Below are 16,346 nucleotides of genomic sequence, written 5' to 3'. Positions count from 1 at the left end.
ACGTGCCCGTCGCCATGGCTTCCCGGGTGCCGCAGCCGCCCGTCACACCGGTTTCAGTACGGCGCAGCCGAAGTCCGGCCCGCTGCCGGCTCCGGCCAGCACCACCAGGGGAGCCTCATCATCGGGCCCGCCCCGCAACAGGGCGGCGAGCGCGGCGAGTTGGTCGGCGGAGCGTACGATCCGCGCGACGTCCGACAGGGTTCCGCCCGCCTCGTCCACCGCCTGGACCACGGCCTTGCGCTCCGGCCCTTCGAGTAGGTGTAGGCCTCCGCGGTCCGGCGGGGGCGCGCCGCGCCGGCGACGCGGGCGTGACAGCAGTCCTGAGCGGCGTCGGGCGGGGGGCGGCTCCCGCCACGGCAGGTCCGCGCGGAAGAGCGCCTCGTCGGGCGGCGCCCCGAGGAACACGGTCGACAGTATGCGGGCCGTCCCCTCACCCCTGGCGACGACCGCTCCGGCCGCGCCCCCCTCGGGAGCCAGGCCGGAGAACGCGTGCGCAGGCGCGGCGGCGGGTTCCCCGGTGACCAGGGCGGCGCGCAGCTCGTCCGAGGCGGACAGGTATCGCGCCGCGACGTGCAGCGCGGCGAGGCCGCTGTCGGCCGGCCGGAAGATCTGCAGCGCGGTGGCGCGGGCCCGGCGCTCGGCCGTACGGCCCTCCCGGCGCCGTCCGCCGCACCAGGCATGGACGACCAGGTCGATGTCGTCCCTGGCCGTCGAGTCCCTCACGGACTCCGGCCCGGTGGCGGCGACGAACATGTCGTCCCAGTGGGTCACTCGTTTCCTTTCGCAGGTACGACCAGTGCGGCGAGGACGAGGGAGGCCGGAGGTACGACGGGTATGCCGGCGAAACCACGTGTGGCGGAACCATGTGTGGCGGAGCCGTGTGTGGTGGAGCCGTGTGTGGTGGAACCATGTGTGGCGGAGCCGAGTGCCGGATCCGTCGCGAAGGCACTGCTCGCTACGGCGTCAGCGTGTCGCGGGAACGGCCGTGAGGTGGCCGAGGGCGTCGCTGACCGTCTCGGCCACGCGCGGGAGGTTCGCGTCCAGGAAGAAGTGGCCACCGTCGAAGACGTACGTCCGGGCCGGTGCGGTGGTGAGGTTCTCCCACGCCCGCGCCTCGGCGACGCTCGCCACCGGGTCCCGGTCGCCGACGAGCACGGTGAGCGGTATGGACAGCGGCGGCCCGGGTTGCCACGTGTACGAACCGATCGCCCGGTAGTCGGCGCGCAGCGCGGGCATGACCATGTCGCGGAGCTCGGGGTCGTCGAGCAACTGCGGGGTGGTACCGCCCAGTCCGCGGACCGCGCGCAGGATGTCCGCGTCCGTGCTCAGCCTGTCGTGGGGGCTCGTCCGCGGGGTGGGGGCGCGCCGGCCGGACAGCACGAGTGCCTCGGGGCCGGGCATCCGCCGCTCCTGGAGGACTCTGGTGACCTCGTAGGCGAGGACCGCTCCCATGCTGTGTCCGAAGAAGGCGAAGGGCCGCTCGTCCCCGTCCGGCACATGGTCCGCGAGCGCCTCGGCGAGCCGGACGATGTCGGTGAGGGGCTGCTCACGGCGGCGGTCCTGGCGGCCGGGGTACTGCGCGGCCAGGACGTCGAAGTCCGGCGTCAGGGCCCGGGCCAGCGGCAGGAACGTACTGGCCGCTCCTCCGGCGTGCGGGAAGCAGAACAGCCTCGGCGCACGGCTCTCGGACCGGGCCGGGCCGGTGGGGTGGCCGAACCTGCGGAACCACTCGTTTCCCACTGCGACTCCCCGTCCTCGTCGTCCTCGGCAACGCGCCACCTGTGGTGGCCTACTGGCCCCCATGGTGCGTGCGGGTGTTCAAAGGGCGCACAAGCCGCGCACAAACGGGTCGTCAGGCCACGCAGCAGGCCCCTTCGAGTTCCCAGCAGCGTTCCGTGCTCCCCTCCGCGGGCCAGACCACCGGCGCGGTGCGGTCCGCGGCGGGCTGCCGTCGCATCCCGTCGCCCGCGAGCCGGGGCAGCATCAGTCGCCAGAAGCCGGAGACGGAACGCGGCGACGACGCCCGCGACTGCTTCCGGGACAGGACCGCGAACCCGGCCACGGCGGCCGTGATGGCCGAGCCCGCGTCGGCGAGGTCGACGTCCGGGGCCAGACCGCCCCGGTCCCGCGCGACGGTCAGCATCAGGTGCACCCAGTCGTGCCACTGCTCCCACAGGTCCACGCCGCCGTGCCAGCCCGCGTCGTCGCAGAGGCTGAAACCGGCCCGCAGAACCGCGTCGCCCTTGATCTCCCGGGCCAGCGCCTCGGAGGTGTCGACGAGGTGGCGCAGCGGGTCGGGGTGGCGCAGCGAGACGGGGCCCGTGAGACACAGCAGTTTGTGCGCGGCGGCGGCCTCGACCGCCTCGCCCAGGGCGCGCTTGCTCTTGAAGTGGAAGTGCAGCGCCCCGTTGCTCACCGCCGCCCGCGAACTGATCGTGGTGATCGAGGAATCGGCGTATCCGCAGCGGTGGAAGACCTCCGCGGCCGACTGGATCAGTTCCTGGCGTGTGCTCTGAGCACGGTGCTGCTGGGCCATGTTGGCGCTCCATGGGTGACATCGCGCGACTTGTTGTGGGCACGAGAAGATGCCACAGCATCGGCGCAGGGCAAGACGGGCGAGGAGCACTTGCCCGGCGATTGACCGGAAGTTGACCGTCCGCAATACGGGGGTCACCAAGCGTGGGAACCACCCGCGGGGGCTCGGCCCCGCGAGGTACCGTTGACCATGATCGCCATACGCTTCGACCGCTTCGGCGGCCCCGAGGTTCTCACGCCCGTGGAGCTGCCCCCTCCCACCCCCGGCGAGGGGGAGGTGCTCATCACCGTCGAGGCCGCCGGTGTGAACTTCGCGGACACCCACCGGACCGACGGTTCCTATCTCGACGCGGACCAGCTCCCGCACATCCCCGGCAGCGAGGTCGTGGGCCGCACGTCCGACGGCCGGCGGGTTCTGGCCTGGGTCTCGAACGGCTATGCCGAGCAGGTCGTGGCCGCCGGGTCCCGGCTCGTGGAGATCCCGGACGACCTCGACGCCGCGCAGGCGCTCGCCCTCAACATGCAGGGCCTGACCGCATGGCACCTGCTGCGGTCGGCGGCCCGGATGAGCGTCGGCGAGACCGTCGTCGTGCACTCCGCGGCGGGCGGAGTGGGCAGCCTGGCCGTGCAGTTGGCCAAGGAGTTCGGTGCCGGACGGGTGCTCGCGCAGGTGTCCACCCCGGCCAAGGAGCGGTTGGTTCTGGACCTGGGCGCGGACGAAATCGCCGAGTATCCGCTGCGCGAGCCGGCCGACGTCGTCCTGGACGCGGTCGGCGGAAAGCTCTTCGACCAGGCGCTGGACTCGCTGGCCTCCTTCGGGCGGCTCGTGACGTACGGCAACGCCTCGCGCGGCGGCTTCACGCCCGTCGACCCGGCCCGGCTCGGCCGGCTCAACGCGTCCGTCGTCGGCTTCTGGCTGCGGCCGACGCTGGCGGCACCCGGCGCGCTCGAGGGGCCGCTGAAGGAGCTGTTCCGTCTGACGGCCACCGGCCGGCTCAGGCCGGTCGTCGGCGGCGACTATCCGCTGACCGAGGCCCGGCGCGCCCACGAGGACCTGCTCGCGCGCCGCACGGTGGGCAAGGTGGTGCTCCGTCCGTAGGGATCACGGTGGTCCTCGGCCGAAAGCCCGCCGGGGCCCCTCCGGCGCGGATAGCGTAGCTCCTCCGCAACTCCGGTTAAGGGGGAGAAGTTGGGGTGGTTGGGCGGCGGCCGGGGCACGGTAGCGGCGGGCTCGACGGAGGACGCGGACGAGGGGCGGCGGCTGTCCACCCTGGATCTCGTGGGTCTCGCCGCCGGCGGGGTCCTCGGTTCCGGCTGGCTGCTGGCCGCCGGTCCCGCCTTCTGGGGGCTCGGAAAGTACACCGTGTGGGGGTGGGTGGCCGGCGCGGCGTTGATGCTGCTGATCGCCGCCGTGATGGTGGAGCTCGGGATCGCCGTCCCCAAGACGGGCGGGCTGATCTTTCTCCCGCTGCAGGCGGCCGGGCCGCTCGTGGCCTCGGTGGTGGCCGCCGGGCTGTGGATCGTGTACGCGGCGAACCCGGCGAGCGAGGCGGCGGCCATGGTCCGCGGGCTGGCGTACGAGTTTCCCTCGCTGCTGAAGCACTCGGACGAACTGCGGCAGGCGGGCGACCTCGCGAGGAACGTGGACCAGCCCTACGACCTCTCCACCATGGGTCTGCTGGTCGCTGTCGCCTTCATGGCGCTGATCGTGGGGCTCAACCTGCTGCCGCCGCGTCGGCTGATCAGGCTGAACCTCTTCATCACCGTGGTGAAGATCGTCATCCCGCTGCTCGTCGTCGTCCTTCTGGGGCTCGCCGCGCTGGACGCCTCGCACAAGTGCGCGCCGGACGAGGTCTGGTATCTCAGCGGGCAGGAGGGGACCGCCGGGAAGCTGCGGGAACAGGCCGGGAATCCGTCGCACTTCCTGTACACGGTGCTGGGCGGAAGCATCATCTACGCGTACATCGGCTTCCAGGCCCCGCTCGACTTCGCCGGCAACGTCAAACGGCGCGGCGTGGGAGAGGCCGCACGGCTGCGGTGGGCGGTGTACGGCACCCTCGTCGGCGCGTTCCTGCTGTACGCGGCGTTGCAGTGGGTGTTCGGCCGGCACTGCGGGCTGCTCGACGGGAACATGCTCGAATCGCCGTACGCCCAACTCGCCTTCGGGCTGCAGATGACCGGGCTGGGCTGGCTGATCCGCGTGAACGCGCTGCTGTCCCCGATGGGTTCCGGCATCGTCTTCACCCACGCGCTGACCCGTGAGGTCGCCGCCCTCAGCCGCGCCCACCTCACCCACCGGGGACTGCAGACGGCCCGCCGGGCCTCGTTCCGGTTCCGGGGCGGCGCGATCGACGCGTACTGGATGATCCTGCTGGTCAACTTCGCCATAGGGCTGGTGATGCTCACCTTGACGCGGGGCAGCTGGGAGGAGCTGGTCGCCCTCAACAGCGTGCCCGCGCTGGTCGTGTACGCCATGCCGGGCGTCGTCCTGGTGGCGCTGAGACCGGCGGGGTTCCGGGGGCCGCGGCGAATGGTGCACCTGGTCCTCTCCTACACCGCGTTCGTGGCGATCGCCGTCGTGATCCACGAGGCGAGGTGGGACGACGTGTGGCGGGGCATGGCCGCCGTGGCGGTCGGCTCGGCGCTGCTGCTCGGGCTGCCGTGGCTGGCGGGGCTCGACCTGCCCGTCGTGGGGCGCCTGTTGCGGCGCTACGACGCACGGGAACACGTCTCCCGCCTGGCCGACCCCTACGACCCCGCGGTCCGGCCGGTGCTGCTGTTCCTCGCGTATCTGGCGGTGCTCGTGCTGTGCACGCTGCTCGGGCACGAGTACGGCCTTGCCCGGGTGACGCTGCCGATCACCGTTCTGGCCGCCGCTGTGGTGTTCCCGCTGCTGGTCCGGTCGTGCCGGCGTTACATGAAGGCGGTTCCGCCCACCCTGCCCGCTCCCCGCCAGGAGCTCGAGGTGGAGCGGTCCGTCACCGCAGGGACTTGATGACCCACTCGGCCGCCTCGAGCCGCCCGGCCGCCCGCAGCGCGGCCACCGTGTCGTCGCGGTGTCCCACGTCCGACCAGCGGCCCACCGTGGCCCGCAGCAGCAGCTCCGCGTCCGGCAGCGGCAGCTCCAGCACCTGACCGACGACCTCCACGACATCGGCCCGGGTCACCAACTGCTCGTTCTCCAGGAACCGTTCGAGCAGCGTCCAGGCCACGTGGTCGAGGCCTGCCCGGTGCAGCCGGCCCGCGACGTCGGCGACCAGCGCGGCGTCGACCGCCCCGGGAGAGGACGGGTCGGAGAGTTCACGGCAGGCGGCGCGCACGGCGACCGTGTGCCGGGTGTCGTGCAGCGCGCGCAGGCAGTCCACGAACCGGTCCCGGTCCGCGTCCGGGTCCATGACGGCCATGGCCAGCCGCCGCCCCGCCTCGAGCGCGGCCCGGGTGCGGTCCCGGCTGCGCTCGACACGGCTCAGCAGGGCCACCAGGTCGGCGCCGGAGCGGCCCTCGACCCGTACGGCGGCGGCATGGCGCAGCAGCCGGGAGCACTCCGGGGCGGCGTCCTCCAGGGGCAGCCACTCGTCCAACTGCCGCAGCTCTTCCAGCGTGCGGGGTGCGGAGCCGGAGTCGGACGGGCCCGCCACGATGTCGGCCAGCAGGTCCCGGGTGCTGCGGGTCAGGACCGGTTCCCGGTGCCAGGACGCCACGAGCACGGCCAGTTCCTGCACGTTCTTGTGCCCGGCCGCGTAACGCCGCACCAGGGCGCACTTGGCGGGGGACGCCTCGTCCTTGGCCAGCATCGCGCAGAGCTTCACCAGGTGCCGGGGCTGTGTGGTGCGGCCGATGTGCTCGGCGAGGGCGTCGTGGCCGGTGCCGCGGCGGGCGATCAGCCGCGCCACCAGTCGCCGGGTCCGCTCCACCTCGGTCGCGTCCGAGGCGTTCAGCCGCTCCTCGACCCAGCGCTCCAGGACCCGTACGGCCGGGCTGAGGTGCTGGAACGCGCCCGCCAGGTCGGCGATCTCCTCGCCGTCCTCGCTCGCCCCGGAGGCGCCCGGCGGTCCGTCGGCGATCGTCCGCAGGGTCAGCCCGAGCAACCGGTCGGCCTCGCGGTGGCAGCCCTCGTCGCGCAGCGCGGTGTGCAGCAGCGCCTTGTCGAGGTTGGTACGGCCGGAGCCGGCACCCGCGAACACCTTCACGGTGCGCTTCGCGAGCCCCGACTGCCGCTGCTCCAGGACACGTACGAACACCGCCACGTCGAACGCCGTCCGCTGGCAGGCCACGTCGTGCACGATGCTCGCGGTGATCGGGGCGCGTTCGCTCCCGGACTCCGCCTCCTGCTGCATCACGGCGAGCTCGGCCGCCTCCCCGACGGGCCGGGACAGGGCGGCCGTGGCCATCAGCATGACCGCGTCCCGCCGGTCGAAGTGGTGGGCGAGCTCGACCAGTTCGTCGACGGGGCGGCGCAGCGCGAAGGCGTGCAGGGCGCGCATGGCCATCGCCCCGCGCTGCTCCTGCCGCATCCTGCTCAGGATTCCCACGAACTGCGGGACCTCGATCCGGCTCACCCAGGCGTACGCCTCGTTGAGCGACTCGCTCAGGTCCGGCTGGAACAGATGGTCCGTGCGGCGGGCCTCGTCGCCGTCCCCGGTGCCGGTCATCCGCCGCCCAGCATCGCGGGTTCGATCTCACCCCAGTACCTGACGAAGTCGACCGGGTCGGGCAGCAGTTCGCCGGCCCTTCCGTCGACCCGCCGGGCCAGCTCGCGGCTCTGCTCGTCGCCTGCCTTCAGCCGCACCACCACGCGGCCCGCGAGGTCCGGGACGCGCATCAGCTCGGGCAGGTTTCGCTCGCCGTTGAGGAGAAGTTCGCGCACCCACTCGTCCACCGTGACCGGCGCGCGGGTCCGGGGCCGGCGGCCCTTGGCGTGGTTGGTGAACAGCGGGGCCGCCTCCGAGGCGTCGTTCAGCAGCATCCGGGGGGTGTGGTGGACACCGCACTCCTGCATGCTCTCGTCGATGCCGGCGCGCAGCGCGCCGAGCGTGAGGTCGTCGGGGTGCTCGGGCATGCCCTGGGCCAGCACGTTCAGCAGATGGCCGCTGAAGGTCGTGCAACCGTCGAGGGGAGCCGGGAGGTTCGGGCAGGCGCCCGCCCACGCGTTGTGGACGTTGCCGCCGACCGCGGTGAGCACACAGGTGCCCTGGTAGCGGGTGCCGAGAATGCCCGGCAGGGCGGACTCGGGGCCCAGGTGCGGCAGCATGCTGGAGTAACAGCAGTCCGCGATCAGCACTTTGAGGCCGGCCTTGCTCTTCCTGATCGCCCGGTACACGTACCAGGCGGACAGCCAGGTCCAGGGCTCGTTGACCCGGGAGGAGCCGAGCGCGAAGTGGACCTGGCCGCCGGGCACGTCCTGCCAGTACGCGCCGTGCCCGACGTACACCACGAGCAGGGTGTCCTCCGGCCCTTCCCCGGCCGCGGCCGCCTCGTGCAGGGCCCGCATCACGCCGTCGGCGGTGCGCACCTCGTCCCGGTCCAGCACCGGGGACCGGGCCGCCGTGCCCCACCGCGGGTCCCGGTCCAGCGCCTCGCCGTACGCGCGGGCGCTGGCCTCGATCGTCGGGTATCCGTGTATGCCGGAGTCGTCGGCGTAGGTCCCGACCCCCACCACCACCGCCCGTGATGCCATGCCCGTCAGCTCCCCTCGGGGGTGTCGGGGCCGGCGGGGCGCGCCGGCGGCGGTGGGTCCTGCGGCGGCTCCGGGGGCCGTACGACGACGATGACGGGCGGCGGGTCGAGCCTGCGGCGCCGCCAGTTGTCGACCGCCAGCTGCGTGGCGGCCTGCACCGCGGCCCCGACCGCGCCGCCGAGCACGGCCTGCAGCATCGTCACGGCGAGGCCCCCGTCGAGGGTGCCGTCCCGCCCGGCGGGCTCCAGCCGCCAGGCCAGCCCGGTCGCCTGCCCGAGCTCTTCGAGGAGTTCCTGCGGGTCGTCCAGCCCGACCGGCCCCTCGACCTTCACGGAGATGGTCGCCGTCATGTCTGCCATGTCTCCCCCGCCGCAGTGTGCCGTACCCATCCACTTTGCCAGTCCGGACACCTGCTTCACGAGGGCGAATCGATGCCCGTTACCGCGTCGGTGCGCCCCTGGTCGCCGCCCGCGCGCCCCTGATCGCCACCCGAACGGGTGCCGACGCCGCGGAAGTGAGGGAAGCACACGGCCCGTTCGCCCGGCTACGCCGAGGCCAGTGCGGCGAGATGAGCGGTGCGTACGTCCGTCGTCTGGCCCTGCACCAGCAGGAACAGCCCTTCCCGCGCGAGGCGTTGGGCGCGCCCGCGCAGGTCCATGGAGCGGCCGCCGCCGGACACCACGGCCGCGGTCGTGGCCGCCCGCATGACGTCGTACGCCCGTGTCTTGAGCGCCAGCCGCTCCTCGATGTGCTCGTGCGGCACGGGGTGGTCGGCGAGGGCGTAGGCCTGGCGCCGGATGCCGTCGAGGCGGTCCCGCAGCGCCTGCGACGCCTCCTCGGCCGCGGGGTCGCCGGCCGCGTCCAGCAGGTCCAGCGCCGCTCGGGCGACGCCGAAGACGGCCGGGGAGGCGTTGGTGTTCCGGGGGCGGTCGGTGGTGGCCCACTTCTCGTAGGACGTGCGCAGCACCACGGACTCCTCGGGCAGCCACAGGCCGTCCAGTGTCAGGGACACCGTCCGGGACGCGGTGAGCGCGGCGAGCCGCATCTCGGGTGAGGGCCTCAGGCCCGGCTGTTCGCGTGCCTCGGTGAAGGCGAAGAGGGCCTCGCCGGCCTCGGTGACGCCGGCGAGCAGCATGACGTCGTTGAGGCCCCACCCCGTGTACCAGGGGACCGTGCCGTCGAAGCGCCGGCCGCCCCGCTCCCGGGTGACCCTCACCAGGACCCGGGGGTGGGCGCGCAGGTGGGAGAAGGCGATCCCGGAGAGCAGTGCGCCGGCGGCGAGGGGGCCGAGCAGCCGTTCCCTGACGGGGAGTTCGCTCGCGGCCAGGGTCTTGACCGGTGTGTGGTGCTGGGTCTGCACGAACCAGGTCGAGCAGCACGCGCCCGCGAGGATCTCGGCGGTCTCCCGGACGACATCCGCAGGCGCCGCCGAACCGCCGTACGCCACGGGGGCGCCGATCCCGAGCAGGCCGGACCGTTTGACGGCCTCGATGTGGCTCGCGGGCATCCCCTCCTGATCGACCTGCTCCGCACGCGGTGCGAGCACCTCGGTGGCGAGTTCGTGCGCTCGGGTGACGAGGGGGTGGGGGCGCTGGTCATGCGGGGTCCTTCGGTGCGGCTCGGCCGGGTGCGCCGACACTAGGTGATCGCGGCGGTCTTCGCCGGGTCCCTGCCGCCGAAGGTCGAGGACGTCGACGAGGGCGGGTTCGTCGACCGCGGTTCCCCGGCCGACGTTGACGAGGGTCGCGATGGGCCTCAGGGCGTCGAAGAAGCCCCTGTCGAGGAGGTGCTCGGTCGCCGCGGTGCCGGGGAGGATTGTCGACGACCGCGTCCACCGTCGGCGCCGCCTCGACCAGCCGCCCGGGAATCGACGAGCGCGGCGCGGTGGCCACGGCGGCGTTCCGGCGCTACCGGCTCCCCCAGTACGCCGACATCCCGCGCACCGAGGTGCACTTCGAGGTGCACTTCATGGAGACGGCGGACACGATCGGCCCACTGGGCGCCAAGTCGATGAGCGTGAGCCCCTTCACCCCGGTCGCCCCCGCCTTCGCCACCGCCCTGCGCGACGCGACCGGCGTCCGCCTCACCGAACTCGCGCCGACCCGCGACCGCGTGTGGCTCGCGCTGCACGAGGCGGGCGTGCCGGATCAGCCGAAGGCCGGTGTGCCGGTCCGGCCGAAGGCAAGCGGATCCGCTCAGCCGAGGGTGAGCAGCTCCTCGTAGAACCCGCCGAACTCCCGCTCCCGGTCGACGAGATGGATCTCCAGGATCCAGTGGCAGCGGCGCCCGGCCTTGTCGGTGCGCCGCAGCGGGGTGTCGTTGCCGGGCGCGATGTACGACTCCACGTCGGCGCCGTCGATCCACTCGTGCGGGAACTCCCCGACCAGGTGCCCGGCATGCCAGCCGCCCAGCTCCCACCCGGCCTCGGCGGCCAGCCGCTCGACCTCGGCGTACAGCCCCTTGCCGGTGATGTCGGGGTCGCTCTCGAAGAACCGCTTCCCGGCGGCGAAGACCTTCGGCAGATCGTCCGCGAGGCGCCGTTTGACCGGGTCGTCGCCCAGCACGAAGGTGCGCCCGAAGTCGGCCTCGTACTCCTCGAAGATCGGCCCGAAGTCGGCGAACACGAGGTCGTCCGCGCCGATCACCCGGTCCGGCGGGTTCTCCCGGTACGGCAGCAAAGTGTTCGGTCCCGAGCGCACGATCCGCTTGTGCCAGTGCCGAGTCGTGCCGAACAGTTCGTTCGCGAGATCCCGCACCCGGTCGCTGACCGCCCGCTCCCCCTCCCCCGGCGCGACGAGCCCGCGCTCCTCGATCTCCGCGAAGAGCCGCTCGGCTTTGCCCTGAGCGTCCAACAACCGCGCCGCGCGCGTGGGTTCGTCGTCAGCCATGGGCCCGACGGTAGGTCGCCGGATCGTTTCCCGGCAACCGGGATTCCGACGGGGTGGGTCACGTCGGCGCGGGGTAGCCGCCGTCCACCCGGATCGCGGTGATCCCGCTGATGCAGCGGGCCCCGCAGCGGTCCTGCGGCAGGACGAGGTGCGGTCCGGCCCGGTCGAGCGGGGTCTCGTCGACGCCGGCGGCGAGGAGGACGGGGGCGTGGGCCGAAGTCCTGGCCGATCTCCGCCCAGGACAGCAGCGCGTGATGGCCGGCCGGGCCAGATCACCGGCGAGAACGACTTCCGCCATCGGAACGGCGGCCGTACCGGCGGCCGCGAGGGACTGACTCACGGGCTACCACCTCCCGGGTGACCGCACCCGGGCGGACCTTCTGTACAAACGCATATACCAACCTCCCAAAGCCAGGGCCCGGCTCATGCGATGCGACAAGGGACTTACAGCTTGCATCTGCGGCAGTATGCTCGGCGTATGCACACCTACCGGATCGGTGAGGCGGCCGCCTTACTGGGCGTCAGCGCGGACACCGTGCGGCGCCTGGTCGACGGCGGCAGACTGCACGCCGACCGCGACGAGTCAGGGCACCGCCTCATCCCCGGAGCCGCCCTGGCGGCCTTCGCCCGGCAGTCGCATCGCACGGAGCGGGAGAACCCCGGCTCCTCGGCGCGCAACCGGCTCTCCGGCATCGTCACCGAGGTGCGGCTCGGCGATGTCTCGGCCCAGGTGGAGATCCAGGCCGGGCCGTACCGGGTGGTGTCCCTGGTGAGCCGGGAGTCGGTCGAGGACCTGGAGCTGGAGCCCGGTGTGCCGGCGATCGCGGTGATCAAGTCGACGAACGTCGTCGTCGAGAGGCCGTAGCCGCGGCGCCGACCGTCGCCGCAAGACCCTGGAAGAGTCCTTGAGAAGGAGCAGATCCGTGATGACCCGTACCGTGCGCCGGACCCGCCGGACCCGCCGCACCCGCCGGATGCTGCCGGTGACCGGCGCGAGCGCCGCCGCGCTGCTGGCCCTGAGCGCCTGCTCCTCCGCCGACTCGGACGCCGCGGGGTCGGACTCCTCCCCTTCGGCGTCCGCCTCCCCCGAACTGTCCGGCACGGTGACCGTCTTCGCCGCCGCGTCGCTGAAGGAGAGCTTCGAGAAGCTGGGCAAGCAGTTCGAGCAGGAGCACCCGGGCACGAAGGTGACCTTCAGCTTCGGCGGCAGCGACTCGCTGGCCGCGAGCATCACCGGCGGGGCCCCGGCGGACGTGTTCGCCTCGGCCAGCCCCAAGACGATGAAGATCGTCACGGACGCCGGGGACGCCTCCACGCCCGCCACCTTCGTCCGCAACCAGCTGGAGATCGCCACCCTGCCGGGCAACCCCGACAAGGTCGACTCCCTGAAGGACCTCACGAACTCCGATCTGAAGGTCGTGCTGTGCGACAAGGAGGTGCCGTGCGGCGCCGCCGCCCAGAAGGCCCTCGACGCGAGCAGGCTGAAGCTCACGCCGGTGTCGTACGAGCAGGACGTCAAGGCCGCCCTGACCAAGGTCGAACTGAAGGAGGCGGACGCCGCGGTCGTCTACAAGACCGATGTGCAGGCAGCGGGTGACAAGGTGGCGGGCGTGGAGTTCCCCGAGTCCGCCGACGCCATCAACGACTACCCGATCACCCTGCTCAAGGACGCGACCAACGCCGATGCCGCCAAGGCGTTCATCGCGCTCGTACGGTCCGCGGAGGGTCAGCAGGTCCTGACCGAGGCCGGGTTCCTCAAGCCGTGACCCCGCTCGACAAGCCCGATGCCGCGGCCGACGCCCTGAAGGGCGGACCGCGGCGCCGGCGTGGCCGGACGGGCTTCAAGGCCTTCAAGGCCTTCAATGGCGCGCCCCTGCCTCTGCTGCTGCCCGCCCTGCTGGGCCTGGCGTTCCTGGTCGTGCCGCTGATCGCCCTGCTGGTCCGCACCCCCTGGCACAGCCTGCCGGACCAGCTGACCAGCCCCGAGGTGTGGCAGGCCCTGCAGCTGTCCCTGCTGTGCGCGACGGCGGCCACCGCGGTGAGCCTGGTGATCGGCGTGCCCCTGGCCTGGCTGCTGGCCCGTGTCGAGTTCCCCGGGCGCGGGCTGGTTCGGGCCCTGGTCACGCTGCCGCTGGTACTGCCCCCGGTGGTCGGGGGCGTGGCGCTGCTGATGGCGCTCGGCCGCAACGGGGTCGTCGGGAAGTGGCTGGACGCGTGGTTCGGGATCACCCTGCCCTTCACCACCGCCGGGGTCGTGGTCGCGGAGGCGTTCGTCGCCATGCCGTTCCTCGTCATCAGCGTCGAGGGCACCCTGCGGGCCGCCGACCCGCGCTACGAGGAGGCCGCGACCACACTGGGCGCCTCCCGCTTCACGGCGTTCCGGCGGGTCACGCTGCCGCTGATCGCGCCGGGCATCGCGGCGGGCGCGGTGCTCGCCTGGGCACGGGCACTCGGCGAGTTCGGCGCGACGATCACCTTCGCGGGCAACTTCCCGGGCCGCACCCAGACCATGCCCCTGTCCGTCTACCTGGCCCTGCAGAGCGACCCGGAGGCGGCCATCGCCCTCAGCCTCGTCCTGCTGACCGTCTCGATCGCGGTCCTGGCGGGGCTGCGCGACCGCTGGATGACCGCATCATGACCGACGTGGGATGACCGCTTCATGACCGACATCGACAAGACCGCGCACGACACCGGCGCGGAGTCCGGAGCCCGCTCCGCCACGGAATCCGGAGCAGGCTCCCCCGCGGAATTCGGAGCAGGCTCCACCACGGAGTCCGGAGCTGGCTCCACCGCGGACACCGCCGCGCGTTCCGACCGGGAGGGGCTGGACGCCCGGCTCGTGGTCGACCGGGGGCGCTTTCGCCTGGACGTGTCCCTGACGGCCGCCCCCGGTGACGTCATCGCGCTGCTCGGCCCCAACGGCGCCGGCAAGACCACGGCCCTGCGCGCGCTGGCCGGGCTCACCCCACTGACGGAGGGTCATCTGAGGCTGGACGGCGCCGAGTTGGACCGTACGCCACCGGAGTTGCGCCCGGTCGGCGTCGTCTTCCAGGACTACCTGCTCTTCCCCCACCTCACCGCCCTCGACAACGTCGCCTTCGGCCCCCGCTGCCACGGCGCCGGCAAGGCGGAGGCGCGGGCGCAGGCCGCCGGGTGGCTGAAGCGGATGGACCTCGCCGAGCACGCCGACGCCAAGCCCCGCCGGCTCTCCGGCGGCCAGGCCCAGCGCGTGGCCCTCGCCCGCGCCCTGGCCACCCGTCCGCGGCTGCTGCTCCTCGACGAACCGCTGGCCGCGCTCGACGCACGCACCCGCCTAGACGTCCGCGCCCAGCTCCGGCGCCACCTGGCCGACTTCGAGGCGGTCGCGGTGCTGGTCACGCACGATCCGCTGGACGCCATGGTCCTGGCCGACCGCCTGGTCGTCATCGAGGACGGTCATGTGGTGCAGGAGGGCACCCCGGCCGACATCGCCCGTCATCCGCGTACGGACTACATCGCCCATCTCGTCGGCCTGAACCTCTACAAGGGCGAGGCCGGGGGGCACACCGTGCGACTGGACGCCGGTCCGGAGATCACCACCACGGAGGACCTCACCGGGCCGGTCTTCGTCACCTTCCCCCCGGCCGCGGTGACCCTGTACCGCGACCGCCCCACCGGCGCCAGCGCCCGCAACCTCTGGCAGTGCGAGGTGGCCGGCCTGGAGACCCACGGCGACCAGATCCGTGTGGCCCTCACCGGCACGCTCCCCCTCACCGCCGACCTCACCACGGCCTCCGCGGCCGAACTCGGCCTCCACACCGGCGCGCCGATCTGGGCGACGGTGAAGGCGACACAGACCCACGCGTACCCGGCGTGACACGCGGCGGCGCCGGGATCGGGCGCGGGGCGACCGGTCATGCATGCCCGCGCACCACCGGGATCGAGCTCCGGGCGACCGGTCGGTCGCCCCTCGCCCACCGCCGCGTCGAGGAGCGGCCTTCCGGAGCCATACGACCGTCCGCGCCCGTACGACAGGAGGAACGCGCATGAGCTGGACGATCGAGCGACGCGGCGGCATGACGAGTGACCGGGCACGCCGCGCGCACCGCCGCTACTGGCAGCAGTTCAAGGTGTCGCCGGCCGCGCGCCCTGCGCAGGGTCTCCGCCGCGCGCTCGGCGGTGGCCTGCCGTTCCCGCGCGTGTGGCCCACTGCGGCGCGGGCGGAGGTGGCCGCCTCGGAAACGACGTGAACGCATGGGCGTACGACCGCACCTGACACCGCGTCGTCCGACCCGCACATGGCACCGCGCCCCTCCCGACCGGAAGGGGCGCGGTGCGCGCCGTGCCGCAGCGGGCTGCGGCTTACGCCTTCTTCAGGGTGACCTCCTGCTTCAGCAGCGCGTGGAAGCGGGGCAGGGGCAGGATGCCGACGGGGTGGAGTTCCACGACGGCGGCCTCGACGTCCGCCCTGCCGTGCTTGAGGGTGGTCGGGGAAGGCCTGCTCTCGTTCTCCCAGCGGTGCAGCTTGCCGTCGCACACGGCTTCGGTGCCGCCGATGGCGTACCGGACGGTCTCGGACCGCTGGCCGATGGACGAGCTCACGTACACCGGTCCCACACTGTCGACGCAGCGGTAGGTGCCGGACAGGGTGACGGTGCCGTCCGCGGCCATGAGGCCCTTGGAGTCGACGGTCACGGTCTCTTCCGGCGCGGGCGCCGAGGAGTCCGCGGGGGCCGAGGGAGCGGCGACCAGCAGGAGCAGGGCGGCGCAGGCGGCGGTGGCGAGCGCGGGGCGCAGGGGCATGGGATGACCTCCCGGGTGGGCGGAGTGGGGCCTCCACTGGTACCCGGCAGGTGCGCTCAAGGACGTGATCGTCACCCACTCGGTGGCGAGTCCGCCCCGACCTTCGTGGATCGGTCAGAGTGATGTCCGCGTGTTGTCACGGTTCACGACCCGCCGTTCCGATGCCCAGCGGCGGAGCCGCATAGTCGACACTACGCGGCGGGAGCATGGTCTACCCATATGGACGACCCACACGGCCCGGCCGCCCAATGTGGAGGTGCGCCATGTGTTCCCACCAGTCCTCGTGCCCGTCCACCGATGGCCTCACCGCACATGTGGTGGCCGCACACCCCGAGCAGGGCTGGAACCTGCTCTGCACCGGCGCGATCGTGTTCGACGACAGCGGCGAGCTGCTGCCCGACGGCCGCGTCGTCGCACCGCACCGAGTGCCGGCCGAGCGGCTCGCGACGGCGGCGTGAGCGCGG

Annotated in this window: 17 protein-coding genes and 2 pseudogenes; 9 read left to right on the top strand and 10 right to left on the bottom strand. The window is 72.9% G+C overall.

Annotation, left to right across the window (positions count from 1 at the left end):
- Nucleotides 1-42: 42 nt before the first annotated feature.
- From ABD932_RS03630 to ABD932_RS03620, 3 genes are all read right to left on the bottom strand, one after another.
- Nucleotides 43-771 (bottom strand): hypothetical protein, encoded by a 729-nt coding sequence (locus ABD932_RS03630; protein WP_345008596.1) that lies wholly within the window; start codon nt 769-771, stop codon nt 43-45.
- Between the two features lie 192 nt (nt 772-963).
- Nucleotides 964-1,740, bottom strand: a complete 777-nt coding sequence (locus tag ABD932_RS03625) for a thioesterase II family protein (protein ID WP_345008595.1) — start codon at nt 1,738-1,740, stop codon at nt 964-966.
- 112 nt (nt 1,741-1,852) lie between these two features.
- Nucleotides 1,853-2,536, bottom strand: a complete 684-nt coding sequence (locus ABD932_RS03620) for a ScbR family autoregulator-binding transcription factor (RefSeq protein ID WP_345008594.1) — start codon at nt 2,534-2,536, stop codon at nt 1,853-1,855.
- 189 nt (nt 2,537-2,725) lie between these two features.
- On the opposite strand from ABD932_RS03620, the gene ABD932_RS03615 reads away from it, so the two are divergent.
- Both ABD932_RS03615 and ABD932_RS03610 read left to right on the top strand, forming a co-directional pair.
- A complete protein-coding gene (locus ABD932_RS03615) occupies nt 2,726-3,634 on the top strand; it encodes a quinone oxidoreductase family protein (RefSeq protein WP_345008593.1) in 909 nt (302 codons plus the stop codon).
- 90 nt (nt 3,635-3,724) lie between these two features.
- The gene (locus ABD932_RS03610) at nt 3,725-5,530 is read left to right on the top strand and encodes an APC family permease (protein WP_345008592.1); all 1,806 of its coding nucleotides are present in this window, start codon (nt 3,725-3,727) and stop codon (nt 5,528-5,530) included.
- Here ABD932_RS03610 and ABD932_RS03605 read toward each other — a convergent pair.
- From ABD932_RS03605 to ABD932_RS03590, 4 genes are all read right to left on the bottom strand, one after another.
- Entirely contained in the window at nt 5,514-7,187 is a 1,674-nt protein-coding gene (locus ABD932_RS03605) for a hypothetical protein (protein WP_345008591.1), read from the bottom strand. The two genes, ABD932_RS03610 and ABD932_RS03605, sit on opposite strands and share 17 nt — an antisense overlap.
- Entirely contained in the window at nt 7,184-8,212 is a 1,029-nt protein-coding gene (locus ABD932_RS03600; protein WP_345008590.1) for a hypothetical protein, read from the bottom strand. The genes ABD932_RS03605 and ABD932_RS03600 overlap by 4 nt, the downstream gene beginning before the upstream one ends.
- A gap of 5 nt (nt 8,213-8,217) precedes the next feature.
- Nucleotides 8,218-8,571 (bottom strand): hypothetical protein, encoded by a 354-nt coding sequence (locus ABD932_RS03595; protein WP_250086027.1) that lies wholly within the window; start codon nt 8,569-8,571, stop codon nt 8,218-8,220.
- Between the two features lie 185 nt (nt 8,572-8,756).
- Complete coding sequence (locus ABD932_RS03590; RefSeq protein WP_345008589.1) at nt 8,757-9,851, bottom strand: acyl-CoA dehydrogenase family protein; 1,095 nt, start codon at nt 9,849-9,851, stop codon at nt 8,757-8,759.
- 227 nt (nt 9,852-10,078) lie between these two features.
- On the opposite strand from ABD932_RS03590, the pseudogene ABD932_RS03585 reads away from it, so the two are divergent.
- Nucleotides 10,079-10,435: pseudogene (locus ABD932_RS03585) on the top strand (hypothetical protein); the annotation flags it as partial.
- On the opposite strand, the gene ABD932_RS03580 reads toward ABD932_RS03585, so the two are convergent.
- Both ABD932_RS03580 and ABD932_RS03575 read right to left on the bottom strand, forming a co-directional pair.
- A complete protein-coding gene (locus ABD932_RS03580; RefSeq protein WP_345008588.1) occupies nt 10,408-11,100 on the bottom strand; it encodes a M24 family metallopeptidase in 693 nt (230 codons plus the stop codon). The pseudogene ABD932_RS03585 and the gene ABD932_RS03580 sit on opposite strands and share 28 nt — an antisense overlap.
- Nucleotides 11,101-11,158: 58 nt before the next feature.
- Nucleotides 11,159-11,372, bottom strand: a pseudogene (locus ABD932_RS03575) (hypothetical protein); the annotation flags it as partial.
- A gap of 206 nt (nt 11,373-11,578) precedes the next feature.
- Here ABD932_RS03575 and ABD932_RS03570 point away from each other — a divergent pair.
- The 5 genes from ABD932_RS03570 (at nt 11,579) to ABD932_RS03550 (ending at nt 15,329) form a co-directional block, all read left to right on the top strand.
- On the top strand, nt 11,579-11,965 hold the full coding sequence (locus tag ABD932_RS03570) for a TOBE domain-containing protein (RefSeq protein ID WP_345008586.1): 387 nt from the start codon (nt 11,579-11,581) through the stop codon (nt 11,963-11,965).
- Nucleotides 11,966-12,026: 61 nt separating this feature from the next.
- A complete protein-coding gene (gene modA / locus ABD932_RS03565; RefSeq protein WP_345008585.1) occupies nt 12,027-12,866 on the top strand; it encodes a molybdate ABC transporter substrate-binding protein in 840 nt (279 codons plus the stop codon).
- Nucleotides 12,863-13,738 carry an ABC transporter permease gene (locus tag ABD932_RS03560; protein WP_345008584.1) on the top strand — a complete coding sequence of 292 codons (876 nt, stop codon included), beginning with the start codon at nt 12,863-12,865 and terminating at the stop codon, nt 13,736-13,738. Before modA ends, ABD932_RS03560 begins: the two co-directional genes overlap by 4 nt.
- A gap of 21 nt (nt 13,739-13,759) precedes the next feature.
- Nucleotides 13,760-14,956 carry an ABC transporter ATP-binding protein gene (locus tag ABD932_RS03555; protein ID WP_345008583.1) on the top strand — a complete coding sequence of 399 codons (1,197 nt, stop codon included), beginning with the start codon at nt 13,760-13,762 and terminating at the stop codon, nt 14,954-14,956.
- A 169-nt stretch (nt 14,957-15,125) separates the two neighbouring features.
- Nucleotides 15,126-15,329 carry a hypothetical protein gene (locus ABD932_RS03550; RefSeq protein WP_345008582.1) on the top strand — a complete coding sequence of 68 codons (204 nt, stop codon included), beginning with the start codon at nt 15,126-15,128 and terminating at the stop codon, nt 15,327-15,329.
- Nucleotides 15,330-15,441: 112 nt separating this feature from the next.
- On the opposite strand, the gene ABD932_RS03545 is transcribed toward ABD932_RS03550, so the two are convergent.
- Entirely contained in the window at nt 15,442-15,882 is a 441-nt protein-coding gene (locus tag ABD932_RS03545) for a DUF6299 family protein (RefSeq protein WP_345008581.1), read from the bottom strand.
- A gap of 263 nt (nt 15,883-16,145) precedes the next feature.
- On the opposite strand from ABD932_RS03545, the gene ABD932_RS03540 reads away from it, so the two are divergent.
- Nucleotides 16,146-16,340, top strand: coding sequence for a DUF5999 family protein (locus ABD932_RS03540; protein ID WP_345008580.1), 195 nt, complete (start codon nt 16,146-16,148; stop codon nt 16,338-16,340).
- Nucleotides 16,341-16,346: the final 6 nt, after the last annotated feature.

Source organism: Streptomyces shaanxiensis, from assembly GCF_039537145.1.
GTDB classification, from domain to species: domain Bacteria; phylum Actinomycetota; class Actinomycetes; order Streptomycetales; family Streptomycetaceae; genus Streptomyces; species Streptomyces shaanxiensis.
Note: the sequence above shows the minus strand (reverse complement) of the source record. Positions and strands in the feature narration are given on the sequence as shown.